Source organism: Alistipes muris (assembly GCF_943193205.1).
GTDB lineage: Bacteria > Bacteroidota > Bacteroidia > Bacteroidales > Rikenellaceae > Alistipes > Alistipes muris.
Genome location: NZ_CALPDD010000003.1, coordinates 157,559 through 179,522, shown reverse-complemented (window position 1 = coordinate 179,522; position 21,964 = coordinate 157,559). Strand labels below are relative to the sequence as shown.

Here is a 21,964-nt window from a genome sequence, read left to right as displayed (position 1 = left end):
TTAGTCGGACGGGGCGGTTGCCGCAGTCGGGAATGCGTCGGGGGTGTTCCGTCGGACGGCGGCCGCTCCGGGCCGGATTTATGTTGCTACAAAGGTACGTAAAAAATCTGAAACTCCCGGACGTTTCCGGGCCGGCGGGGCGCGGGCGTCAGAGAATCAGCATCGCGTCGCCGTAAGTTCCGAAGCGGTAGCCCTCGGCCTTGGCGGTTTTGTAGGCGTTCATGACGGTTTCGTAGCCGCCGAACGCCGCCACCATCATCAGCTGCGTCGAGTAGGGCAGGTGGAGGTTCGTCACCATTGCGTCGGCCACCGAGAACTCGTAGGGCGCGAAGATGAACTTGTTGGTCCAGCCCTCCATGGGCTTGATCATGCCTGCGGTCGAGACGGCCGTTTCGAGCGTCCGCATGACGGTTGTGCCGATGGCCACGATCTTGCGGCCGTCGCGTTTGGCCTCGTTGACCGTCGCGGCCGTTTCGTCCGTCACGATGAACTGCTCGGAATCCATCTTGTGCTTCGAGAGGTCTTCCACGTCGACCGTGCGGAAGTTACCCAGCCCTACGTGCAGCGTGATGAACGTCCGGTCCACCCCTTTGATTTCCATGCGCTTCATCAGGTGTTTCGAGAAGTGCATGCCTGCTGTCGGAGCCGCCACGGCGCCTTCCTTGGCGGCAAAGATGGTCTGGTAGCGTTCGGCGTCCTCGGGCTCGACCTTTTCGCGCACCCACTTGGGCAGCGGCGTCTCGCCCAGGGCGAACAGGGCTTCCTTGAACTCCTCGTAGCTTCCGTCGAAGAGGAAGCGCAGGGTCCGCCCGCGCGAGGTGGTGTTGTCGATGACCTCGGCCACCAGCAAGTCGTCGTCCCCGAAATAGAGCTTGTTGCCGATGCGGATTTTGCGGGCCGGGTCGACCAGCACGTCCCACAGCCGCAGCTCGCGGTTCAGCTCGCGCAGCAGGAAGATTTCGATTTCGGCCCCCGTCTTCTCCTTGTTGCCGTAGAGCCGCGCCGGAAACACCTTCGTGTCGTTGAATACGAACAGGTCCTTTTCGTCGAAGTAGTCGAGGATGTCCTTGAACATGCGGTGCTCGATCGTGCCTTTGGCGCGGTCGATGACCATCAGCCGCGATTCGTCGCGGTTGTCGGCCGGGTGGCGGGCCAGCATCTCCGGGGCGAAGTCGTAGCCGTATTGCGATAATTTCATGTTGAAGATGGGTTTTCGTTATTTCATGCAGGTTTTCTCTCCTCGGCAAAGCCCGAACAAGTTCGGCCTGCGCTCGGCTTGCCGAAAAGCGCGCGAAAAAACACGTACAATATAATACGCAAAAATCGTTATTTTGTTTCGGTCTGCCGCAGTTTTTCCAGAAACTGCTCCAGCTGCCACGCCTGCTCGGCCGTGAATCCGCCGCTGCGGGTGCGGCGCAGCGAGGTCAGGTGGGCGCCGCTGCCGAGCGCTTCGCCGATTTCTCGGGCCAGCGAACGGATGTAGGTGCCCTTGCTGCATCGTACCCGGATGCGGATGCGCGGCAGGGCGTATTCCAGCAGCTCGATTTCGTAGATGTTTATCCGGGCCTGGCGCAGTTCGACCGTCTCGGTCGTCTCGCCCGCCCGGGCCAGTTCGTAGGCACGCATCCCGTCGATTTTCTTGGCCGAGAAGAGCGGCGGGGTTTGCAGGCGCTCGCCCTCCAGCGTGCGGAGCGCTTCGAGCACCCCCTCGCGCGTAATGTGCTCGTAGGGGTAGGTTCGGTCCACGGGGTGTTCCAGGTCGTAGCTCGGCGTTGTGGCGCCCAGCATCACGTCGGCCACATATTCCTTTTCTTCGGCTTGCCGCGCCTCCACCATCTTGGTAGCGCGGCCGATGCAGACCAGCAGAATACCCGTAGCCAGCGGGTCGAGGGTCCCGGCGTGGCCCACCTTGATGCGCTTGTAGCCGGCCTTTTGCAGGGCGAACTTGATTTTGCGGACCACGTCGGTCGAGGTCCATTCCAGCGGCTTGTCCAGCACGGCGATGTAGCCCTCCTCGAAGTTGAGGCCCCGGAGGTCGAATTGTCCTTGGGTCATATGCAGTAGCTGATGATGCAGATGCCACCCGCCACGGCGCAGTAGAGGGCGAACCAAATCAGCCGGCCCCGCTTGACGGTTTCGATCATGAAGCGGCAGGCCAGGCAGCCCGTCACGAACGCCGCCGCGAATCCGGCCAGCAACGGCCCGGCGGCCACGCCTGCCGTGAGTTTTCCTGACGCGATTTCCAACAGGGTTTCGCCCAGAATCGGCGCCAGCACCATCAGAAACGAGAATTGCGCGACGGCCGCTTTCTTGTTGCCTAAGAGCAGCCCTGTGGCGATGGTCGAACCCGAGCGCGAGAGTCCCGGCATGGCGGCGCAGGCTTGGGCGATACCTATTATAAAGGCGTCGCGGTAGGATATATCTTCTTTCTGCCGCGGTTTGGCGTAGTAGGCGAAGGCAAGCAGGGCCGCTGTCAGCAGCAGCATCGCCCCCACGACGGCCAAAATCCACGGCGCTCCCAGCATGGCGTCGATGCGGTCCTTGAGCGCGAAGCCCACGATTCCGATGGGAATCATCGAAAGCACGATTTTCAGTACGTAGGCTTGTTCGGCGTTGAACCGGCGCGAGAAGAGACCCTGCACCAACCGCCGCACTTCGCTCCACAGCACAACGAGGGTGCTCAGCACCGTCGCGGCGTGCAGCGTCACGTCGAACGTGAGGTTCTCTTCGATTTCCACGCCCAGGAGCTCCTTGGCGATTTGTAGATGTCCGCTGCTCGACACGGGCAGGAATTCGGTGATGCCCTGCACGATGCCCAGCAGAATGGCCTGCAACGTATCCATCGCTCTATTTCCAGCGTTTCAGAATGGCGTATGCCTCCACCGCGAAGCCGCCGATGACGAGGATGGGGGCCAGCGTGATGCGGCGCCACGAGAACATGGCGTAGTTGAATTCGTCGGGCGAATCGCTGCCGCCGCCGGCCATCAGGACGAAGCCTAAGAGGATGATTCCGAAGCCCGCGGCCAGCAGGATGTAGTTGCGGCGTGTCAGCGGCATCCGGGGATTCTCGGGGGTGTCGTTCGGTTGTTTCATATCAGTAGAGATAGATTTTGTTCGATTTCATGTTGACGAATTTGTTGAGGGCGGCCCAGGTGAACAGTCCCGAGATGACGATTCCGCCGCCGAGCATGGCGCCGAAAATCAGCAGGCCCGTGCGGCTTGCGTCGGCGAGGGCCTGCAATTCGGGCACCGCTTCGTTCAGTCCGCAGGCCGCGGCGGCCAGGAGCAGCGAAGCCATCGTTCCGGCCCAAATGCCCTGTGTGATACTGCTGGCAAGGAACGGTTTCATGATGAACCACTTCGTCGCCCCTACCAGCTTCATGGTGTTGATCAGATAGCGTTTCGAGAAGATGGCCAGCCGGATGGTATTGCTCAGCAGAATCAGCGAAATGACGAGCAGCGCCCCGCCGAACAGCAGCAGTACGAAGCGGATTTTGCCCACGGTCGAATGCAGCCGCTGGGCCATCAGCGCCGGGTAGCCCACATGCGCCACTCCTTTCAGGTGTTCGGCTCCCCGGATGAAGGCTTCGATCAGCTCGCGGTCGGCCGAGCGGGCGGTGAGGGTGAGTTCGTAGGAGTTCAGCAGCGGGTTTTCGTCGAGTATCTCCTCGAAGCGGCTGCCGAAAAGGCGGCGGAATTCCTGGTCTTCGAGCTTCTCTTCCTTGGGGACGTAGACAATCGTTTCGACCAGTTCCTCATCGGTGAGCTGCCGTTCGATTTCCTGCCGCTGCTTGTCGCTCAGCCCGTTTTTCAATTCCACCGACACCTGAATGCTCGATTGGAGCGTCTGCGCGACCTTCATTGCGGCCAACATCAGATAGCCCACCGAGCCCAGCAGAAAGAGCACCAGTGTGATGCTCACCGTCGAGATGAAGTAGGAGTTGCGGACCTTGCGCTTCAGTCGTTTGCTGTCATCCATTCCGTTCTCTTTTTCGGCTGCGGAGCCAATGTATGATTGCCGCGGCCGCGCCGGCCAGAATGGCGAGCGAAGCCGCAAACGTAATTCCCTCGACCCAATCCCAGCCCGGGGCCCGGAAAATCCATTCGACGGTGTGTTTTCCGGCGGGCAGACGCATGGCGCGCAGGACGTAGTCGGCCCGGAAATAGGGGGCCTGCTCGCCGTCGATGAAGGCCGTCCAGCCCTTGTCGTAGTAGATTTCCGAGAAGACCGCTACGGCTTCGCCCTCTGCCGAATATTCGTATGTCAGATGGTTGGGGCGGTATTCCGTGAGGGCGATTTCACCGCTGGCGAGTTTGCCGAGTGGGGCGAGATAACAGCACGAGGTTGCCGTCGAGAGAGGCGATACGACCGCCGTCGTGCGCAGGTCGAGGGTCCCGAGCGCGTCGATTTCGGCTTGGGCCGTCGGCACGCAGACGACCGAATCGACCATCCACGCCGCGCCGTATTCCGTGTCGCGGCGGACCGCTTCGGGGGCTCCGTCGCGCCCCGGTACGATGGCATAGCGCGTGTTGAGCATGTCCAGGACGTTTTCGTCGGCCGCCGAAAGATAACGGTCGATGAGGTCTTGGTAGCGGGCCAGCTTGGCGCCGTGGTAGCCGCCCACCGAACGGTGGAAATAGGAGGTGGTCGCGTCGTTGAAGGTGCTCACCGTCAGATTGATGACGCGGTATCCCAGGTCGGTGTCGGCCAATATCGCCTTGTCGGCCGCCGTCGGTACGACCCGGTTGCGGCGTGCCGTCACGAAGCTGTCCGGCGAGAGGAACCGCAGGTCGACGGGCACCAGGTCCAGAAGCATGATCCCCGCCAGTAGAGCTGTCAGCGCGTATTTGTTGGTTTTCCGCCACACGAAAAGGGCCACGGCTCCCGCCGCCAGCGCAATCATCATCAGCGAGCGCCACGCGTCGGTCCGCATCATCGAAGCGCGTTCCGCGGCCATCGCCGCCGCCGTCATTTCGCCCCATTCCGCGTCCATTCCGCGGTCGATGTAGGTTTGCAGGTCGTTGGCCCGGAAAATCCGGTGGTATTGTTCGGTCATCATCGCCGCGCTGTCGTCGTACCCGAAGTCGAACAACGTCCCTCCGGCCACGGCCAGCAACAAGCATAGCCCGCCCGTCGTTCCGGCCGCCCAGGCCAGCCCCCGCAGGAGCCGTTTCTGCGGAACGTCGCCGCGCCACAGCTGTACGAGCGCCAGCGCGCCCAGCATCGGCACGGCCCACTGCACCACCACAAGCGTCATCGAGACCGTGCGGAACTTGTTGTAGCCGGGCAGTATGCGGAACGCCAACTCGGTGAATCCCATCAGGTTGCGGCCCCACGCCAGCAGAATCATCAGCACCGAAATGCCCGCTATCCACCATTTGTTGCGGCCCCGGGCCAGCGCCAGCCCCAATGCCGCCAGGAAGACCGCCGCCGCGCCCAAGTAGGTCGGGCCGCCCGTGTAGGGCTGTGTGCCCCAATAGGCAGGCAGCTGTTCGGCCGCTCCGTGCAGTCCCAGGCGGTTTGTCACGGCGGCCACTTCGCCGTCGGGCGCAAAGGCGGCGCCCGAATCGCGCCCCATGAAGTCGGGCACCAGCAGGTTCAGCGTCTCGGCCCGTCCGTAGCTCCACGCCGTAGCGTAGTCCAAATCGAGACCGCCGCGCTTGCTGTCGGTCTCCACGGCCAGTTCAGAGCCGCCGCGAATCGTTTCTTTGGAGTGCTGGGCCGTATACCAGAGCGGCCCGAAGTTCGACGCCACGGCCAGAATGCCAGCACCTGCCAGCACGGCGGTCCGCACCCCGAAGTCGCGCAGCCGTTTTTCGCGCAGGGCCACGATTCCGTCGCTGAGCCACAGCGCGGCCATTGCCAGCATGAAGTAGTAGGTAATCTGCGGGTGTCCGGCTCCGATTTCGAGCGACGCCGCCACCGCCGTGACGGCCGCACCGTACCACTTGTTCCCCCGCAGGGTCATCCAGGCGCCGCCCATCATCAGCGGCGCATAGACCAGCGCCCACATTTTGGTGAGGTGTCCGGCTCCGATGATGAGCAGGAAGTAGGTCGAAAGCCCGTAGGCCAGCGCCGGGACGATGCCCGCCCACGGGTCGACGCCCATCATCAGGAGCATCAGCCACATGGCCGTCATGGCAAAAAAGAGGAACGCGGCCGGGGTGTCGAGGATTTTGACGATCTGCCCCACGCTTCGTTTCACCAGCTGGGCCGGATAGGCCACGTTTATCAGGTAGGCCGGCATTCCGCCGAACATGCCCCCCGTCCATTGGGGGTCTTCGCCTGTTTCGAGCCTCATCTGCGTGATGTCGCGGGCCATCCCTTCGTATTGGACCACATCGTGCTGCGGCAGCGCTTCGCCCCGGAACTGGGGGGCGAAATAGGCGGCCGCGACCACGAAAAAGAGCAGCAGGGCCGCTGCTGCGGGCAACAGCCGTGCGGCGAAGCCTTTCGGTAGATTCATTCCGATGATTCTTTTTGAACAGCCAAAGGTACGAATAAGCGAGGGCAAACACAAATTTATTTGGGGTTGCCGAGCGGGAGTATCTTCGGTGAAGCCAAAGGTACGAAAAAATAGCCGATCATCGCGCCCGAATTGCGAATTTTCATTATATTTGCAGTAATTTTATCCCGCGCGGACCGGCCGCACCATGGCCGGGCCTTTCGCCGGCACGGCGTTTTACGCCGGTTCGTCGCGTTTTTTCGTCAGATGACAACACTCGATATAATCCGTAAACCCGTCGAAGCGGAGCTCAGAGCGTTCGACGAATTCGTCGAACGGCAGTTCACCGCCGAGGGCGAGCTGCTCTCCGAAATGCTGCAGTATGCGCTTTCGTCGCGCGGCAAGGGCATCCGGCCGCTGCTGGTCATGCTTTCCGCCGCCATGAACGCGCCCATGCCCGGGGCTTCCCTCGGGCGGCGGCCTTGCCTGGCCGCCATGCTGGTCGAAATGATCCACGTCGCCTCGCTCATCCATGACGACGTCATCGACGAGTCCGACACCCGGCGCGGCAAGCCGTCGGTCAACGCCCGCTGGCAGTCGCACAAGGCGGTCATCCTGGGCGATTACATCCTCGCACGCAACATGAACCTCGGGCTTCAGAGCGGGCAGTACGATTTGGTCACCCACATTTGCGGGGCCATGTCGGCCTTGTGCGAAGGCGAGGTGCTGCAGGGCGACTGTGCCGAGAAGCACGTCATGACGCGCAAAAGCTACCTCGACATCGTCCACAAGAAGACCGCCAGCCTTATCGGTGTCAGCGCTTCGTCCGGGGCTCTGGCCGTCGGCGCCACGCGCGACAAGGTCGCACGGATGCGGCACTTCGGCGAGTCGCTCGGCATGGCGTTCCAGATTCAGGACGACATTCTCGACTATACCTCCACCGCCCGCACGGGCAAGCCTGCCTACAACGACCTGCGCGAGGGCAAGATTACGCTGCCACTCCTCTGCGTGCTGGAGCGTATGGGCGAGGAGCGGCAGGCCGAGGTCATCGCACGGCTCGTCCGCTGTCACGAGGATCCCGCCGCCATGGAATACCTCCAGCGCATCGTCGAGAACGAGGACGGCATCACTTCGGCCATCAGCATCATGCGCAGTTACCTTTCGCAGGCCATCGAACTCCTCTCCGAATTCGGGCCGTCCGAGTACAAGACGGCCATGATCGACCTCTGCGCCTACGTCGGCGAGCGCGACCAGTAGCGAAAATTCCAAACTCACAAACTACACGATAAACTTATGGAACAAAACAACCGTTACAAGCTGCCCATCGTTCCTGTGGTCACCATGTTCTTCCTCTTTGCGATGATTTCGTTCGTGACCAACCTCGCAGCGCCTATCGGCACCATCTGGCGCAACGCCTACGAGGGGTCGAACACCCTCGGCATGATGGGTAACATGATGAACTTCCTGGCCTACCTCTTCATGGGTATTCCGGCCGGCAACATGATCGTGCGGATCGGTTACAAGAAGACTTCGCTCATTGCCATGATCGTCGGTATAGCCGGTCTTTTCACGCAGTACCTGTCGAGCCGCTGGGGCGCCGGTACGGTCCTCTTCACGATGGACAAGTTCACCATCCACCTCAATTTCATCATCTACCTCCTGGGCGCCTTCATCTGCGGATTCTCCGTCTGCATGCTCAACACGGTCGTCAACCCCATGCTCAATACGCTGGGCGGCGGCGGTGTCCGCGGCAACCAGCTGCTTCAGTTCGGCAGTACGTTCAATTCGCTGTCGGGCACCCTCACACCGCTGTTCGTCGGCGCGCTTATCGGCACCGTCACGGCTCAGACCACCATGGGCGACGTCACGCCGCTGCTGTTCCTTGCCATGGGTGTCTTCGCCGTTGCATCGCTTATCATCACCTTCGTCGCCATCCCCGAGCCGCACCTCCGCAAGTCGGCTGAAAAACAGGAGAAGGCGGCCCACAGCCCCTGGAACTTCCGCCATACGGTGCTGGGCGTCATCGGTATCTTCATCTATGTCGGTGTCGAGGTCGGCATCCCCGGTACGCTCAATTTCTACCTCGCCGACAGTTCGGCGCGCGGCGCCGGGCTTCTGACCAACGGGGCGGCCGTCGGCGGCGCCATCGCGGCGGTTTATTGGCTTCTGATGCTCGTCGGGCGTTCGCTCAGCAGCCTTATCAGCGGCAAGGTTTCCAGCCGCGTGCAGCTTCTGACCGTGTCGGCTACGGCCATCGTCTTCGTGCTCCTGGCCATCTTCATCCCCAAGGAAGTCACCGTCATGATGCCCGGTTACAGCGTTGGTCACGGGTTCAGCCTGGCCCATGTTCCTGTTAGCGCCCTGTTCCTCGTGCTCTGCGGTCTTTGTACGTCGGTCATGTGGGGCGGTATCTTCAACCTTGCCGTCGAGGGGCTCGGCAAGTACACGGCCCAGGCGTCGGGTATCTTCATGATGATGGTCGTCGGCGGTGGCGTGCTGCCGCTCTTCCAGCAGTTCGTGGCCGACAAGGCCGGGTACATGACCAGCTATTGGGTCATCATCGTCGGGTTGGCTTACCTGCTCTATTATGCGCTTATCGGGTGCAAGAACGTGAATACCGACATCCCTGTCGAAGAATAGACTATTATAGTTCACTGAAAGGTCCGGCTTCCCGATGCGGAAGCCGGACCTTTTTGGTGCGTTGGCATGCTGCTCCGAGCACGGCGAAAAAAACGCGTGCCGGCGCCTGTCATTCTGAGTGCCGAGAAGAATCTTCCGGCATCAATATAGGAAAAAGACGATTCCTGTGAAGTGGCACGCCACTGCAAGATTTATCAGCAGGTGCCATACCATGTGGTGGTAGCGGAATCCCTTGCGGGCGTAGAACCACGCGCCTAAGGTGTAGAACACTCCGCCCGCGGCAATCAGCACCAGCAGCGGCGTCGATGCCTGGCGGACGAACAGCGGCATGAAGAAGACGATGGTCCAGCCCATGACCAGGTAGATCGTCAGGCTTACGGCCGGTATTGAGCGGCGGGACAGCGATTTGTAGAATATCCCGAACAGCACCATCGCCCATTGCAGCGCCGTGATGAAGATGCCCTGCCAGCCGCCGATGACTGTCACGGCGATGGGGGTGTAGCTGCCCGCTATGGCTACATAGATGAATATGTGGTCCAGTATGTGGAATATCTCCTTGTGTTTCGACTGCGGATTCATCGAGTGGTAGAGCGTCGAGGCCAGGAACATCAGAAAGATCGACATGACGAAGACGCTCACCGCGGCGGCCGCGGCTATGCTCTCTCCTGCGTGTATGTAGGCCCATACCGCCGCAAAGGGCAGGGCCGCCAGTGCCAGCAGCGACATTGCGCCGTGGCTCACCGCGTTGGCGACTTCTTCGCCTACGGTCGGAATGTAGCGGGTGTATTTTTTCATCGGTTCGTCGGGTCGGATTCCGGTGCCAAATGTAGGAAATTTTTTTCTACCTTTGCAAAGGTGCCGTTCCTGCGGGGCGGCGTTGGGTCAATAAGGTCAGGCAAAATGGATATTTCACGTTACGATGATTTCCGCGCGTCGGTGCGGAGCGGTTTTTCGGCACGGACGCAGCAGGCCGTCGACGAAGCGTTGGCATGGGCTGCCGAGAGGCTCGGCGGTGAGCTGCGTTACGACGGGAGCCCTATGCTCGACCACGCCGTGGCCGTCGCTTCCATCGTCATCTCCGAGGTCGGGTTGGGGCGCAATTCCGCTGTCGCTTCCATTCTCCACGACGTCGTGCGGTTGGCCCACAAGCGGCTTTCCGCTGCGGAATTCCTCGCCCTCACCGACGAAATCCGGGCCCGTTTCGGCGAAGAGGTCGTCGGCATCACCGTCGGGCTCGCCAATATCTCGGCCCTGCGGCTCAAGGTTGCCAAAGAACAGGCCGACAATTTCCGCGACCTGATTGTCAGCTATTCCGAGGACCCGCGCGTCATCCTCATCAAGCTCGCCGACCGTTTGGAGGTGATGCGCTCGCTCGACATCTTCCCCCGCGAGAAGCGGCGCAAGAAGAGCTGGGAGGCCATGAACCTCTATGCGCAGATTGCCCACAAGCTCGGTTTGTACAGCATCAAAAGCGAGCTTGAGGACATCGCTCTCAAGTATCTGGAGCCCAAGGATTACGAACATATCGTCGCCAAGCTCGAAGAGAGCGCCGACGAGCGCCGGGCTTTCATTGCGCGGTTCCTGGTTCCTGTTGAGGAGCGGCTGAAGAAACTCGGAATCAAGTACCATATCAAGAGCCGCACCAAGTCGATTTTCTCCATCTGGACCAAGATGCAGAAGCAGCACGTACCGTTCGAGGGGGTCTACGACATCTTCGCCCTGCGCATCATTATCGACTGCCCGCGCGAGGAGGAGAAACAGCTGTGCTGGACGGCTTATTCGGTCGTCACCGATTTCTATACGCCCAACCCCAAGCGCATGCGCGACTGGATTTCCATCCCCAAGTCCAACGGCTACGAATCGCTCCACACCACCGTCTCGGCCGAGGGCCGCTGGGTCGAGGTGCAGATACGCACCGAGCGCATGGACGCCGTGGCCGAGCGCGGCATTGCGGCTCACTGGCGTTACAAGGGCGTGAACCAGGGGGCGCAGACCAGCGAAATGTGGCTCGGCCGCCTGCGCGAGCTGATGGAGGACACCACCCATTCGCTGGCCCAGCGTTTCGACGCCAAGCCCGCTTCGGGCGAGATTTTCGTCTTCACGCCCAACGGCGACCTGCGCAAGCTGCCCGAGGGGGCTGCGCTGCTCGATTTTGCGTTCGACATCCACACCTCGCTCGGCGCCACCTGCGTCGGCGGCAAGGTCAACGGCCGTCCGTCGTCCATCCGCGACGTGCTGCACAACGGTGACATTGTCGAAATCCAGACTTCCAAGAACCAGACGCCCAAGGCCGACTGGCTCTCGGTGGTTGTCACTTCCAAGGCGCGGAACAAAATCAAGTCGTTCCTGCGCGAGGAGCAGGCCAAGCACACCCGCATGGGGCGCGAGGAGCTGGAGCGCAAGCTCAAGAACTGGAAAATGGCCCTCACCATCGACGAAGCGGTGGCTTACTTGGGCAAGTATTTCAAACTCAGGCTCGGCACCGAAGTCTACGCGCTTATCGCTACGCAGAAGGTCGATTTCGGGTCCATCAAGGAGATTCTTGCGCGCCACCTCTCGGGCGAGGCCGCCGAGGAGCGCCGCGCCGCCGCGGCCGAAGCCGAACGGCAGAAGACCTACGCTTCGCGCGAAAGCGCCGCACCGCAGGACGCGCTAATTATCGACGACGACATTTCCAAAATCCAGTACAAGCTGGCCCGCTGCTGCAACCCCATCAAGGGCGACGACGTCTTCGGGTTCGTCACGATCAATTCCGGCATCACCATTCATCGCACCGATTGTCCCAATGCGCGGCGCATGCGCGAGAGTTACCCTTACCGGGTCATCGAGGCACGGTGGCGGCAGTCGGCCTTGGGGGCTTTCCGCGTCACTATCCGTATCGTCGCGGCCGACACTACCGGTATGGCCAACCACATTACCGAGACCATCAGCCGCGAGCTGAAGCTCAACATCCGCTCCATCAATTTCGACGCCGCTTCGGGCGGCTGTGTCTCCGGCACCGTCTCCGTCGAAGTTCCCGGTTCGGGGGTGGTCGATACGCTTATCCATTCTATCATGCGTATCAAAGGCGTCCAGCGGGCCTACCGGATTAATTAAGTGAAAAGCAGAAAGTGAAAGGTGAAAAGGGGCAGCCAATGAAACTTCGTTCTTGCCTCTCACCTTTCACCTTTCTGCTTTTCACCCTATCTTAAAGCAGCGGCGAGAAAATCCGCATGAACGATTCTGCCCAGCGGCGGGTGCGGGGGCGGCGGAACCAGTCGCCCGGGGTCACGCGGCGGCAGTCGCCGAGGTCTGTTTCGTAGATGGCCGCCAGTCGGGCGTTGAATGCGCGGTCGTAGACGAACGCGTTCACCTCGAAATTGTGCTCGAAGCTCCGGAAGTCCATGTTCGCCGAGCCGACGACCGCCAGATCGTCGTCGATAAGCAGGAGTTTGGAGTGGAGGAATCCCGGGGTGTAGAACGCAATCTTCACCCCGGCCTGCACCATGTCGTCCAGGTAGGAGTGGCTCGCCAGGTCGACCACTCGCGAGTCGGAACGTTCGGGCAGCATCAGCCGCACGTCGATGCCCGCCAGCGCCGCTTCTTGCAGCGCCGCGTTAAGCGTTTCGGACGGCAGGTAATAGGGTGTTTCGATCCATACGCGCTGCGCCGCCCGCGACACGGCGTATTCGACCGCCTGCAGCAGGGTGCGCCATTTGCCCAGCGGGCCGCTCGGCACTATCTGCATCACGTTTTCGGTCAGCCGTTCCGGCGCCGGGAAATAGGCCGGGCCTCCGACGGCCTGTTTGGTTGTCGCGGACCAGTCGCTCAGAAACGATGCCTGCAATCCCGCTACGCCGCTTCCCTCGATTCGGAAATGGGTGTCGCGCCAGCGCTCGCGCTTGCCGTTGCCGCGTTCGATGCCCAGCACATAGCGGTCGGCGACGTTCATCCCGCCGATGAATCCTATACGGCCGTCGATGACCCCGATTTTGCGGTGGTTGCGGTAGTTGACCTTGCTCGTGAACCGCGGGAATTTTACGTGCAGGAACGAATACGCTTCGATGCCATCGGCCCGCATTCCCTCGAAAAAGGCTTTCTTCACCCCGGTGCAGCCCACGTCGTCGTAGAGTATTCGCACTTCGACCCCTTCGCGGGCCTTGGCCGTGAGCGCATCGCGCAGGCGGCGGCCCGTCTCGTCGTCGCTGAAAATGTAGTATTGGATATGGATGTGGTGGCGCGCCCCGGCGATTGCTTCGAGCAGCGCGTCCATCTTCGTCTTTCCGTCGACATAGGGGGTCAGCCGGCTTCCGTAGAGCGGTACGGCGAGGGCCGTTTGGCAGAGGAGACGCGCCAGCGGGAGCCGCTGCGGCGGAATGCCCGTTCCGCCCGCCGCGTCGTTCTCTTCCAGCCGGGTGGTGATTCGTTTGCGGGTGCGGTGCGAGATGATCCGGCGCTTGGAAAGGTTCTGCCCGAAGAAGAAGTAGATCGCCAGCCCGGCACCCGGCGCCAGTACCAGCACCAGTATCCACGGCAGGGTCTTCAGCGGGTTGCGGTTGTCGGTGATGATGACCAGCACCACGCCGATGATCGTCAGCGTGTAGACGACCAGAAAGATCGTGCTCAGAATCTGTAACATGTCGGTTTCTTCAGGCCCGGGCGGCTGCGTCGGGCGTTGGGCCGCGTCGCCGGGCTATTGTTTTCCCGGGATTTCCACCCCGTAGAGCAGGTGTTCCACGCCGCGCAGGAAGTTGCGCTTGTGCAGTTTCGGCGAGTATACGTAGCCGTCCAAGGTGAAGACCTGGTTCGTGCGGGTGTCGACGGTCGTGTAGCTTACGAACGGGCCGCCCATGAAGTCGCCCGCCACGTCCCAGAATCCGCGCATCTCGCACCAGAGGCGCCCCTCCAAGTGGAACATCCGGAATTCGGGCGGGAAGACTTCGGAGGTGGTCATGTAGGAACCCTCCGAGGGTCCCGGTATCCGGGCCGCGAAGCGGTTGCGGGCTTTGACGAGCGCTTCGGCCGTCATCGCCGCGGAGCCTTCGTAGGGGTAGGAGTAGACGAAGAAGCCCTGGCTGGCGGTGGGATATTCGTAGCGCGCCCAGATGAAGTCGGGCTTTTCGGCGGCCAGGATGTAGCCTTTCGGCACGTTCATCTTCACTCCGAACGTGCGTTCGATGGCTTGTTCGACGGCCGGAGCACCGAATTTCTCGGCATAGGCGACCGCCCGGTTCCGTTCGGCCGCTTCCAGCGCGGCTACCAGTTCGCTGCGGTAGGTCGAGACGTAGTCCACGATGGATTTTTCGTCGGGGCCTTGGAGCGTCAGTACGATTTGCGGCGTCGCCGTCACGTCGTATTCTACGCCCGTGGCCGCCTTCGTGATCGAGGGGTCGATGTTGACTTTGAGGATGTTGCGGTGCTTGGCCAGCATGCCCGTGAAGTCCTGCGCCCTCACGCGCAGCACGTCGAACTTGGGCTCGGTCTGGTTCAGATAGGGCACCGGCGCCGTCAGTACGGAGCGCAGCGTGTCGCCCGCCGGGCCGTTCCATTCTTTTTGTTCGCACACGACGAGCAGTTCGTAGGGCGCGCCCTGGGCCGTCTGGGACGACGAGCTGCCCAGCGTGCGGAATGCGTCGCAGGCTGTCGCTGCCATGGCGACGAGCAGAAGCAACGATAGGTGACGGAGTGTTTTCATGACGTCGGGAATTTGAGGTGTTCGCGGCAGGCCGTCGCTTCCGTGGCTTGTCGCGGCCGGGAGGGGCGGCCCTTGTCTCTGCAATGCCGGTTTTATTCGGGCGCTGCATGCGGCCTGCCCTATCTTTGGCGAAGTTACGAAAAATTTTCTTTCTTATTCGGATTTTCCCTGTTTTTAACTGCCGCTTGCTTCTGCGCTCGACTTTTCGTATCTTTACAGAAGATACTCCCGCCTCGGGAATGCTCAAATAAATTTGGCATTGCATTCGACTTGCGCTATCTTTGACTTGGCCGAAGATACTCCGTCTCGGCATAATCAAGCTACCGCTTGCTTCTGCGCTCGACTTTTCGTATCTTTGCATTTGCCATGCGTCTGAAACCTCCGAAAATAATCCGCCGGCTGATGCCCGACCTGATTTGGGAAATCGACGACCCCGAGGGCGTCTTCCTCACTTTCGACGACGGGCCTACGCCCGGTATCACCGAGTGGATTCTGGCCACGCTCGACAAGTACGATGCCAAAGCCACCTTTTTCGTGCTGGGCAAGAACGTCGAAATGTACCCCGACCTTTTCCAACGCATCCTTGATGCCGGGCACCGGGTGGGCAACCACACCTATTCCCATCAGAAAGGGTGGGGCATGAGTCTCGAACGTTATACAGAGGACGTCGATTTTGCCAACGACCTGGTTCGCAGCGACCTGTTCCGCCCGCCCTATGCGCGCATCACCCCGGCGCAGGCCCGGCTGCTTGGGCAACGTTACAAACTGATTATGTGGGACATCATTTCGCGCGACTACAACCGCCAGCTTTCGCCCCGCACGTGTCTGAAGAACGTCACCAAGCATCTGGCACCCGGGGCCATCGTCGTCTTCCACGACAGCGAAAAGGCGTTCCGCAACATGCGCTACGCCCTGCCCCGCACCCTCGAAAAAATCCGGCAGGCCGGGCTTCGCTGCAAGGCTATCGAGCTGTGAGGCGCTGCCGCCCGAAATCCGCTTTTTGCAGCTTTGCGGAATTTTTCCTATTTTTGCGCTCGGACAAAAATTTCAAAACGATACCGTTATGACCATTACAGCCGCCGACATCAAGATCGGCATGTGCATCGAAATGGACGGCAAGACCTTTCTTGTAGTCGATTTCCAGCATTGCAAGCCGGGCAAGGGCCCCGCTTTCGTCCGCTCCAAACTCAAGAACCTCGAAAACGGCCGTGTACTCGAAAACACCTTTTCGTCCGTGGGCCAGAAAATCGAGCAGGTGCGTGTGGAGCGCCGCCCCTATCAGTTCACTTATGAGGACGACCTGGGCGCGCATTTCATGCACACCGAGACCTTCGAGGAAATCAACATCGAAAAGAGCCTGATCAACAACTACGACCTCATGGCCGACGGCCAGATTGTCGAGGTGATGTTCCACACCGAGAAAGAGACTGTTCTTTCGGCCGAACTTCCTCCCATCGTCGACATGGAGGTTACGTATACCGAGCCGGGTATCAAGGGCGATACCGCTTCGACCAATTCGCTCAAGCCCGCCACGGTCAACACGGGTGCCACGGTCCGCGTGCCCCTTTTCATCAATACCGGCGACAAGATTCGCGTCGATACCCGCACCCGCGAGTATTACGAGCGTATCAAGTAGCTGTTGCTTGGCTTATTGAAAAAAAACGGGAAGAACTCGCCGAGTTCTTCCCGTTTTTATTGTTGCACGGACCGAATGAATCAAAATGATTCTTAAGGTGCCTGCGACATATCGCCTTTCACTTTTAACCTTTCACCTCGGTTTTACACTTCCACCACTCCGTTGCGGATGGCATAGACCACCAGCGACGCGGTGTTCTTGCAGCCTGTTTTTTCCAGGATGTTGGCGCGGTGCTTGTCGACCGTGCGTTTCGAGATGAACAGGCAGTCGGCGATTTCCTGGTTCGACAGCCCGCGGCAGATTTGTACCAGTATTTCGCGCTCGCGTTCGGAGAGCTGTTCGTCCTGGGCGTCTTCGCGCGTGCGCATCCGGTGGGTCAGCGACGCCAGCAGCTGCGGACTGAAGTAGCTTCCGCCCGCCGCGACGGTCTCCACGGCTTCCAGCACTTCGCCTATCTGCGAATCCTTCAGCAGAAAACCGCGGGCTCCGGCTTCGACCATCCGCGAATAGTAGCTTTCTTCGCCGAACATCGACAGCGTGATGATTCGCAGGTCGGGCCGCAGGGCCAGGGCCCGTTCGGTCGTCTGCGCTCCGTCGAGCCCCGGCATCGAGAAGTCCATGAACACCACGTCGGCTTCGCAGTCCGGCAGTATCGCCAGCAGCTCTTCGCCGCTGCCCGCTTCGCCCGTCACCCGGCAGCCGTTGTGCTCCAGCAGGCCGCGCAGACCCTTGCGGAAAAGCGAGTGGTCGTCGACCAGTATGATGCGGGGGCTGTTCATCGTTCGCGGCGTTTATGAGTTCGGTGCGGCGGTTCCTGCCGGGCCGTTTCCACCCGGACCGTAGCGTGCATGCCCTTGCCTTTGGCCGACGCCATGTCGAAAGTCCCGCCCAGCGAGTTGATGCGCGAGGCGATGTTCGAGAGCCCCATGCCGCAGTCCATCATCGCCTGGGGGTTGAAGCCGCGGCCGTTGTCGCTGTAATCGAGCGTCAGCAGGCCGCCCGTCTGCGAGAGCGAAAGGTTGACGGTCGTGCAGGCGGCGTGCTTGAGCGAATTGTTGATGAGCTCGCAGATGACCCGGTAGAGTATCACTTCGATGTCCGTGTCGTAGCGTTCGGTCCGCAGGTTGGTCGTGAAGCGGATTTTGACGTTGTGCATCGCGGCGCTGCGGTCGATGAAGTGCTGCACGCCCCGCGCCAGCCCGAAGTCGTTGAGTACGTGAGGCGACAGGTTGTTCGAGATTTCGCGCAGCGAGCGTATCGCTTCTTCGATCACGTAGGTCGTGTTGTCGATGATTTCGCGCTGTTCCGGCGAGCGTTCTTCGTGCGCGAGGGCCGACAGCGACATCTTGGCCGACGAGAGCAGCGGCCCCAGCCCGTCGTGCAGCTCCTTGGAGAAGCGCGACCGGGCTTTCTCCTCGGTGCGCAGTACGGCGGTCAGAATGCGCCGGTTCATCGTCTGCCGCTGGCGGTTGAGACGCTCGATGTATTTGAACAGCTTGTGGGCGTACATCACCCCGATAGACAGGCACGCCGAGACCACGATGCCCAAGTAGCCGAACCACCAGCGGGGCATGACTTCGACCTCGCAGGCCATCAGCAGCTGTACGACCCGTTCGACCGACAGCAGCGAGAATCCCACGATGAAAAGTATCCACACCGAATTGTATTTCGTGGTGCGGACCAGCCGCAGGGCATAGACCGTGGCAGCCGACTGGATGAGAATCGAAAGGACAAGCAGGAACTTGAGGAGCATGGAAGCGGTTTTTACAAATGTACGTTGTTTTTCTCTATTCGCCGAAGATGCCGCCCAGTTTCTTCAGCTGGCGGTAGTCCGTCATGTCGGTCTGCACGGGTACGACCGAGACCCAGCCGTGCGCGAGGGCCCATTCGTCGGTGTCGTCGGCACCCGGTTCCATGTTGACGAATTCGCCCGTGAGCCAGAAGTATTCGCGGCCCCGCGGGTCTTCGTGGCGGTAGAATTCCTCGCGCCAGAATCCCCGGTTCTGGCGGCAGAGCCTGATGCCGTGGAGCTGGTCGGGTTTTCCCACCGGGACGTTTACGTTCAAGCACAGCGGCAGGTCGACCTCCCGGGCCAGGACCTCGCCCACGATGCGCTTGCCGTAGAGCACCGCGGCCTCGAAATCCGCGTCGGCCGAATGGTCGTCGAGCGAGAGCCCCACGGCCGGACAGCCGTAGAAACTGCCCTCGATGGCGGCGCCCATCGTCCCCGAATAGAGTACGTTGACCGCCGAGTTCGAGCCGTGGTTGATGCCCGAGATGACCAGCCCGACCCGTTCTTCGCGCAGCAGGTAGTCGAAAGCCATCTTCACGCAGTCCACCGGAGTGCCCGAAAAGGCATAGACTTCGAGCCCCTCTTCTTCGCGCACCTTGCGCAGGTAGAGCGGGCTGTACATCGTGATGGCCTGGCTCATGCCGCTTTGCGTGGTCTCCGGAGCCACGGCCACCACCCGGCCGAATCCGCGCGCCACCTCGATGGCTGCGGCCAGTCCTTTCGAGGCGTAGCCGTCGTCGTTGGTCACCAATATCAGTCGTTCGTCCATTTTTTTCAGAATATGTCGATTACAAAGATAGCGCAAGCCGAACGCAAAAACAACCCTGTTCGCTTTTTTTGCCGGAGAGCGCGGCCGAAAACCGGGTTTGCCGAATGCCGTGCCCTGCTTCGCCGACGCCGAAGATACGAATATTTCGTGCCGTATTTGTTCGGAACGAAAAAACTTTCTATCTTTGTCGTCCCTTCGGGGACGTATATCAACCTCTTCCATTGGGCGGAGCGGTGCTGGCGGCAGGTACGCGGGATTGCCGGCCACAGGGCGGGCATGGTAGCCGCAACGCAGCGGGAATGTTGGGTGCGAAACTTCAAAATTTGTTGCAGCAATGAACAAAGACGCAATCATCCGGCTCGTCAACGAGCAGATGTGGCCCAAGACGGACGCCGACGTGCCGTCGTTCAAGGCCGGTGACACGATCACCGTTACCTACAAAATCGTCGAGGGCAGCAAGGAGCGCCTCCAGAGCTTCCGGGGTGTGGTTATCCAAATCAAGGGTCAGGGCAAGACCAAGATGTTCACCATCCGCAAGGTTTCCAACGGTGTGGGCGTCGAACGTATCTTCCCGCTCTACTCGCCCCATATCGAGAAGATCGAGGTCAACAAGATTGGTGTGGTTCGCCGCGCCCGCATCTACTACCTCCGCAATCTGACCGGTAAGAAGGCCCGTATCAAGGAGAAGCGCATGACGTCGGCTGCGGAGAAATAGTCCGTGGTCCGTCGCAAGTAAAAAGGATGCCGCATGTGCGGCATCCTTTTTTGTTTGTCATTCTGAATGTGGCGGGAATCTGTCGGTTACTTCTTGTAAACCGCGTAGATGTGGTCTTCCGGCAGGGCGTACAGGCGTCGTTCCGCTTCGCTGAAAGTGGCGGCGTAGTCAATGTCGGCGACCTCGAATCCCGCTTCGCGCAGGCGGTCGGCATAGTCCCGGCCGTAGATGCGCCGATGGTCGTATTGGCCGAAGATGCGGGTGCGTTCGGCCGGGTCGGTAATCGTGTCGTCTTCGTAGGTCGTGGCGCGGGCCGGGTCTACGGGCGACAGAACGATGCCCCAGCCCCCGGGTCGCAGTACGCGGTGGAGTTCGCGCAGGGCTTGGCGGTCGTCGGCCACATGTTCCAGCAGGTGGTTGCAGATCACTACGTCGACCGACCCGTCGGCCAGCGGAATCCGTTGTACGTCGAAATGGAGGTCAGCCAGCGGGCTCTCCAGGTCGGCTGTCAGATAACGCTCCGGGCAGTCGGCGAAACGGGGTTTCAGGTGGCGCAGGATGCAGACTTCGGGGGCTATGTGGAGCGTGCGGGGCAGGCTTTGCAGCAGCTCCGTCTCGCGCGAGAGGTAGAGCCACAGCAGGCGGTGGCGTTCGAGTGAAAGGCAGTTGGGACACAGCGCATTGCTGCGCGAATGTACATAGCCGTAGGGCATGAACCTGCGGTAGCGGGCGCCGCATACCGGGCATTCCGCACCGCGGCCTTTGTACAGCAGCCCGGCCAGCGGCACCGCCCATCCGGCCATGCGTTGGAGCATGGGGCGGGGTATGCGGTTGAGGGCCCAGCGGATAAGCCGTTTCATCATTCTCCCAGCATTTTGTTCACTTCGGCTTCGGCTTTCAGCAACCGGGCCTTGCAGGCGGCTATGAGTTCCGTGGCGCGCCCAACTTCGGCCGCCAGCTCGTCGACGGTCACTTCCTCGCGCTGAATGCGGCCCAGAATCTCTTCGACGCGGGTCATCGCTTCTTCGTAGCCGATTTCTTTCTTTGCCATATCGTCGTTTTGTTGATCGTTGCGGTGATGGTTCCGTCGGCGAGGCGGATTTCCACTTCGTCGCCCGGCTGCGCTTGTGCGGCCGAGGTTATCGCACCTCCGGCACCGTGGAGCAGGGCAAAACCCAGTTTCAGCAGTCGTTCCGGGGCGTGGGCCGCTGCGATTTCCGCCGCGTTGTTCAGCCGTTGTTTTTGGCGCGCTATCCATTCGCGGGCCGCTTCGGCCGGGCGTTCGGTCAGCCCTTCGGTCCGCAGGCGTTCGCGGGTCAGACGCTCGCCGCTCGTGCGGCGGAGTTCGGCCGTCAGTCGTTCCAGTTGCAGTTTCGCCGCGTGGGTCCGGCTGCAGGTCGCTTCCCGCAGCCGCACGGCCAGGTAGTCGAATCCGCCCTCTGCGTTCGCAAGCCGTTCGACCAGCCACCCCGCGACTGCTGTCGGGGTCTTGAGGGCCGCATAGGCCACCATGTCGGCGACGCTCGTGTCTTTGTCGTGGCCTATGCCTGTCAGTACAGGGAGCGGAAACTGCGCGACGTGGGCGCACAGCCGATAGGCGTTGAAACAGTTGAGGTCGCTTGCCGAGCCGCCGCCGCGAATCAGCGCCACCGCGTCGAATTCGTCCGCGCGTGCGGCAATCCGGCCCAGTGCGCCGATAATCGAGTTCTCCGCTTCGGCACCTTGTACGAACGCGTCGAACAGCGTCAGGTCGAACCGATAGGGGCTCTTTTCCAGCTCTTTGCAGAAGTCGCGGCAGCCTGCGGCATGGGCGCTCGACACCACCGCTATGCGCTGGATTCCGGTTGGGGCTTCCAGCTGGCGGTTCATCTCCCAGACCCCCTCTTCCTGCAATTGCGCGATGGTCTGTTGGCGTTGGCGTTCCATGCCGCCCAGCGTGTAGGTGGGGTCGATGTCGCTGATTTGCAGCGAAAAGCCGTATATTTCGTGGTACGATACCAGCGCTTTGGCCAGAATTTGCAGTCCTGCGGCGAGGGGCCGTCCCGTTTCGTGCTCGAAGCGAGCCGCAATCCGGGGGTAGCTGCTGCTCCAGATCATCGCCCGGGCCTGGGCCGTCGGCACTCCGTTCGCGTCTCCTTTTTCGACCAGCTCAAGGTAGCAGTGGCCCGAGTAGTTGACTTTGATTTCGGCGATTTCGGCGCTCACCCACACCGGCAGCTCGAACCCTTCTTCGAGAGTTCGTTTGACCGCGCGCTGGAGTTCGCGCAGGGTGATATGCCGGGGTTCGGCCAT

Annotated in this window: 21 protein-coding genes; 6 read left to right on the top strand and 15 right to left on the bottom strand. The window is 61.0% G+C overall.

Annotated elements, in window-relative coordinates; translation table 11 throughout:
- Nucleotides 1-148 precede the first annotated feature (148 nt).
- The 6 genes from queA to NFR47_RS03180 all read right to left on the bottom strand — a co-directional run bounded on the left by queA (nucleotide 149) and on the right by NFR47_RS03180 (nucleotide 6,467).
- Nucleotides 149-1,198, bottom strand: coding sequence for a tRNA preQ1(34) S-adenosylmethionine ribosyltransferase-isomerase QueA (queA, locus tag NFR47_RS03205; protein WP_251214133.1), 1,050 nt, complete (start codon nucleotides 1,196-1,198; stop codon nucleotides 149-151).
- Nucleotides 1,199-1,326: 128 nt separating this feature from the next.
- Entirely contained in the window at nucleotides 1,327-2,055 is a 729-nt protein-coding gene (gene truB, locus NFR47_RS03200) for a tRNA pseudouridine(55) synthase TruB (protein WP_251214132.1), read from the bottom strand.
- Nucleotides 2,052-2,843 (bottom strand): undecaprenyl-diphosphate phosphatase, encoded by a 792-nt coding sequence (locus tag NFR47_RS03195; RefSeq protein WP_251214131.1) that lies wholly within the window; start codon nucleotides 2,841-2,843, stop codon nucleotides 2,052-2,054. The genes truB and NFR47_RS03195 overlap by 4 nt, the downstream gene beginning before the upstream one ends.
- Nucleotides 2,844-2,847: 4 nt before the next feature.
- Nucleotides 2,848-3,093 (bottom strand): DUF3098 domain-containing protein, encoded by a 246-nt coding sequence (locus NFR47_RS03190; RefSeq protein ID WP_251214130.1) that lies wholly within the window; start codon nucleotides 3,091-3,093, stop codon nucleotides 2,848-2,850.
- Nucleotide 3,094: 1 nt separating this feature from the next.
- Nucleotides 3,095-3,979 (bottom strand): cell division protein FtsX, encoded by an 885-nt coding sequence (locus NFR47_RS03185; protein ID WP_251214129.1) that lies wholly within the window; start codon nucleotides 3,977-3,979, stop codon nucleotides 3,095-3,097.
- The gene (locus NFR47_RS03180; RefSeq protein ID WP_251214128.1) at nucleotides 3,972-6,467 is read right to left on the bottom strand and encodes a YfhO family protein; all 2,496 of its coding nucleotides are present in this window, start codon (nucleotides 6,465-6,467) and stop codon (nucleotides 3,972-3,974) included. The genes NFR47_RS03185 and NFR47_RS03180 overlap by 8 nt, the downstream gene beginning before the upstream one ends.
- Nucleotides 6,468-6,713: 246 nt before the next feature.
- Between NFR47_RS03180 and NFR47_RS03175 the strand changes: the two genes are divergently transcribed.
- Nucleotides 6,714-7,703, top strand: coding sequence for a polyprenyl synthetase family protein (locus NFR47_RS03175; RefSeq protein WP_251214127.1), 990 nt, complete (start codon nucleotides 6,714-6,716; stop codon nucleotides 7,701-7,703).
- A gap of 36 nt (nucleotides 7,704-7,739) precedes the next feature.
- On the top strand, nucleotides 7,740-9,086 hold the full coding sequence (locus tag NFR47_RS03170) for an MFS transporter (RefSeq protein WP_251214126.1): 1,347 nt from the start codon (nucleotides 7,740-7,742) through the stop codon (nucleotides 9,084-9,086).
- A gap of 141 nt (nucleotides 9,087-9,227) precedes the next feature.
- Here the strand turns inward: NFR47_RS03170 and trhA are convergent, their stop codons facing one another.
- The gene (gene trhA, locus NFR47_RS03165) at nucleotides 9,228-9,881 is read right to left on the bottom strand and encodes a PAQR family membrane homeostasis protein TrhA (protein WP_251214125.1); all 654 of its coding nucleotides are present in this window, start codon (nucleotides 9,879-9,881) and stop codon (nucleotides 9,228-9,230) included.
- Nucleotides 9,882-9,986: 105 nt separating this feature from the next.
- Here trhA and NFR47_RS03160 point away from each other — a divergent pair, with 105 nt between their 5' ends.
- On the top strand, nucleotides 9,987-12,182 hold the full coding sequence (locus NFR47_RS03160) for a RelA/SpoT family protein (protein WP_251214124.1): 2,196 nt from the start codon (nucleotides 9,987-9,989) through the stop codon (nucleotides 12,180-12,182).
- Between the two features lie 91 nt (nucleotides 12,183-12,273).
- Here NFR47_RS03160 and cls read toward each other — a convergent pair whose 3' ends face one another.
- Together cls and NFR47_RS03150 are read right to left on the bottom strand one after the other, a co-directional pair.
- Nucleotides 12,274-13,704, bottom strand: coding sequence for a cardiolipin synthase (gene cls, locus NFR47_RS03155; RefSeq protein ID WP_251214123.1), 1,431 nt, complete (start codon nucleotides 13,702-13,704; stop codon nucleotides 12,274-12,276).
- Between the two features lie 54 nt (nucleotides 13,705-13,758).
- On the bottom strand, nucleotides 13,759-14,760 hold the full coding sequence (locus NFR47_RS03150; RefSeq protein ID WP_251214122.1) for a DUF4837 family protein: 1,002 nt from the start codon (nucleotides 14,758-14,760) through the stop codon (nucleotides 13,759-13,761).
- 366 nt (nucleotides 14,761-15,126) lie between these two features.
- On the opposite strand from NFR47_RS03150, the gene NFR47_RS03145 reads away from it, so the two are divergent.
- Nucleotides 15,127-15,735, top strand: coding sequence for a polysaccharide deacetylase family protein (locus NFR47_RS03145; RefSeq protein ID WP_251214121.1), 609 nt, complete (start codon nucleotides 15,127-15,129; stop codon nucleotides 15,733-15,735).
- 88 nt (nucleotides 15,736-15,823) lie between these two features.
- Complete coding sequence (efp, locus tag NFR47_RS03140; protein WP_251214120.1) at nucleotides 15,824-16,396, top strand: elongation factor P; 573 nt, start codon at nucleotides 15,824-15,826, stop codon at nucleotides 16,394-16,396.
- 143 nt (nucleotides 16,397-16,539) lie between these two features.
- Here efp and NFR47_RS03135 read toward each other — a convergent pair whose 3' ends face one another.
- The 3 genes from NFR47_RS03135 to surE are packed head-to-tail and all read right to left on the bottom strand — an operon-like array spanning nucleotide 16,540 to nucleotide 18,957.
- Nucleotides 16,540-17,175, bottom strand: coding sequence for a response regulator (locus NFR47_RS03135; RefSeq protein WP_251214119.1), 636 nt, complete (start codon nucleotides 17,173-17,175; stop codon nucleotides 16,540-16,542).
- Nucleotides 17,172-18,149 (bottom strand): sensor histidine kinase, encoded by a 978-nt coding sequence (locus tag NFR47_RS03130; RefSeq protein ID WP_251214118.1) that lies wholly within the window; start codon nucleotides 18,147-18,149, stop codon nucleotides 17,172-17,174. Before NFR47_RS03130 ends, NFR47_RS03135 begins: the two co-directional genes overlap by 4 nt.
- Before the next feature lie 34 nt (nucleotides 18,150-18,183).
- Nucleotides 18,184-18,957 carry a 5'/3'-nucleotidase SurE gene (gene surE, locus NFR47_RS03125; protein WP_251214117.1) on the bottom strand — a complete coding sequence of 258 codons (774 nt, stop codon included), beginning with the start codon at nucleotides 18,955-18,957 and terminating at the stop codon, nucleotides 18,184-18,186.
- Nucleotides 18,958-19,291: 334 nt separating this feature from the next.
- On the opposite strand from surE, the gene rplS reads away from it, so the two are divergent.
- A complete protein-coding gene (gene rplS, locus NFR47_RS03120; RefSeq protein ID WP_251214116.1) occupies nucleotides 19,292-19,672 on the top strand; it encodes a 50S ribosomal protein L19 in 381 nt (126 codons plus the stop codon).
- Between the two features lie 86 nt (nucleotides 19,673-19,758).
- Here the strand turns inward: rplS and NFR47_RS03115 are convergent, their stop codons facing one another.
- Genes NFR47_RS03115 through xseA form a run of 3 tightly spaced genes read right to left on the bottom strand, consistent with a single transcriptional unit; the run spans nucleotide 19,759 to nucleotide 21,964 of the window.
- On the bottom strand, nucleotides 19,759-20,532 hold the full coding sequence (locus NFR47_RS03115) for a class I SAM-dependent methyltransferase (protein WP_251214145.1): 774 nt from the start codon (nucleotides 20,530-20,532) through the stop codon (nucleotides 19,759-19,761).
- Nucleotides 20,532-20,723 (bottom strand): exodeoxyribonuclease VII small subunit, encoded by a 192-nt coding sequence (gene xseB / locus NFR47_RS03110; protein WP_251214115.1) that lies wholly within the window; start codon nucleotides 20,721-20,723, stop codon nucleotides 20,532-20,534. The genes NFR47_RS03115 and xseB overlap by 1 nt, the downstream gene beginning before the upstream one ends.
- Nucleotides 20,687-21,964 (bottom strand): exodeoxyribonuclease VII large subunit, encoded by a 1,278-nt coding sequence (gene xseA / locus NFR47_RS03105; RefSeq protein ID WP_251214114.1) that lies wholly within the window; start codon nucleotides 21,962-21,964, stop codon nucleotides 20,687-20,689. Before xseA ends, xseB begins: the two co-directional genes overlap by 37 nt.

Excerpts from the sequence above, each read along its gene's own strand:
- truB (WP_251214132.1), bottom strand. The coding sequence starts at position 2,055 with ATGACCCAAGGACAATTCGACCTCCGGGGCCTCAACTTCGAGGAGGGC.
- NFR47_RS03145 (WP_251214121.1), top strand. The coding sequence starts at position 15,127 with ATGCGTCTGAAACCTCCGAAAATAATCCGCCGGCTGATGCCCGACCTG.
- surE (WP_251214117.1), bottom strand. The coding sequence starts at position 18,957 with ATGGACGAACGACTGATATTGGTGACCAACGACGACGGCTACGCCTCG.
- NFR47_RS03180 (WP_251214128.1), bottom strand. The coding sequence starts at position 6,467 with ATGAATCTACCGAAAGGCTTCGCCGCACGGCTGTTGCCCGCAGCAGCG.
- NFR47_RS03195 (WP_251214131.1), bottom strand. The coding sequence starts at position 2,843 with ATGGATACGTTGCAGGCCATTCTGCTGGGCATCGTGCAGGGCATCACC.
- NFR47_RS03185 (WP_251214129.1), bottom strand. The coding sequence starts at position 3,979 with ATGGATGACAGCAAACGACTGAAGCGCAAGGTCCGCAACTCCTACTTC.
- NFR47_RS03175 (WP_251214127.1), top strand. The coding sequence starts at position 6,714 with ATGACAACACTCGATATAATCCGTAAACCCGTCGAAGCGGAGCTCAGA.
- trhA (WP_251214125.1), bottom strand. The coding sequence starts at position 9,881 with ATGAAAAAATACACCCGCTACATTCCGACCGTAGGCGAAGAAGTCGCC.
- NFR47_RS03115 (WP_251214145.1), bottom strand. The coding sequence starts at position 20,532 with ATGAAACGGCTTATCCGCTGGGCCCTCAACCGCATACCCCGCCCCATG.
- NFR47_RS03130 (WP_251214118.1), bottom strand. The coding sequence starts at position 18,149 with ATGCTCCTCAAGTTCCTGCTTGTCCTTTCGATTCTCATCCAGTCGGCT.
- NFR47_RS03135 (WP_251214119.1), bottom strand. The coding sequence starts at position 17,175 with ATGAACAGCCCCCGCATCATACTGGTCGACGACCACTCGCTTTTCCGC.
- rplS (WP_251214116.1), top strand. The coding sequence starts at position 19,292 with ATGAACAAAGACGCAATCATCCGGCTCGTCAACGAGCAGATGTGGCCC.
- xseA (WP_251214114.1), bottom strand. The coding sequence starts at position 21,964 with ATGGCCGAACCCCGGCATATCACCCTGCGCGAACTCCAGCGCGCGGTC.
- NFR47_RS03190 (WP_251214130.1), bottom strand. The coding sequence starts at position 3,093 with ATGAAACAACCGAACGACACCCCCGAGAATCCCCGGATGCCGCTGACA.
- efp (WP_251214120.1), top strand. The coding sequence starts at position 15,824 with ATGACCATTACAGCCGCCGACATCAAGATCGGCATGTGCATCGAAATG.
- xseB (WP_251214115.1), bottom strand. The coding sequence starts at position 20,723 with ATGGCAAAGAAAGAAATCGGCTACGAAGAAGCGATGACCCGCGTCGAA.
- queA (WP_251214133.1), bottom strand. The coding sequence starts at position 1,198 with ATGAAATTATCGCAATACGGCTACGACTTCGCCCCGGAGATGCTGGCC.
- NFR47_RS03150 (WP_251214122.1), bottom strand. The coding sequence starts at position 14,760 with ATGAAAACACTCCGTCACCTATCGTTGCTTCTGCTCGTCGCCATGGCA.
- cls (WP_251214123.1), bottom strand. The coding sequence starts at position 13,704 with ATGTTACAGATTCTGAGCACGATCTTTCTGGTCGTCTACACGCTGACG.
- NFR47_RS03160 (WP_251214124.1), top strand. The coding sequence starts at position 9,987 with ATGGATATTTCACGTTACGATGATTTCCGCGCGTCGGTGCGGAGCGGT.
- NFR47_RS03170 (WP_251214126.1), top strand. The coding sequence starts at position 7,740 with ATGGAACAAAACAACCGTTACAAGCTGCCCATCGTTCCTGTGGTCACC.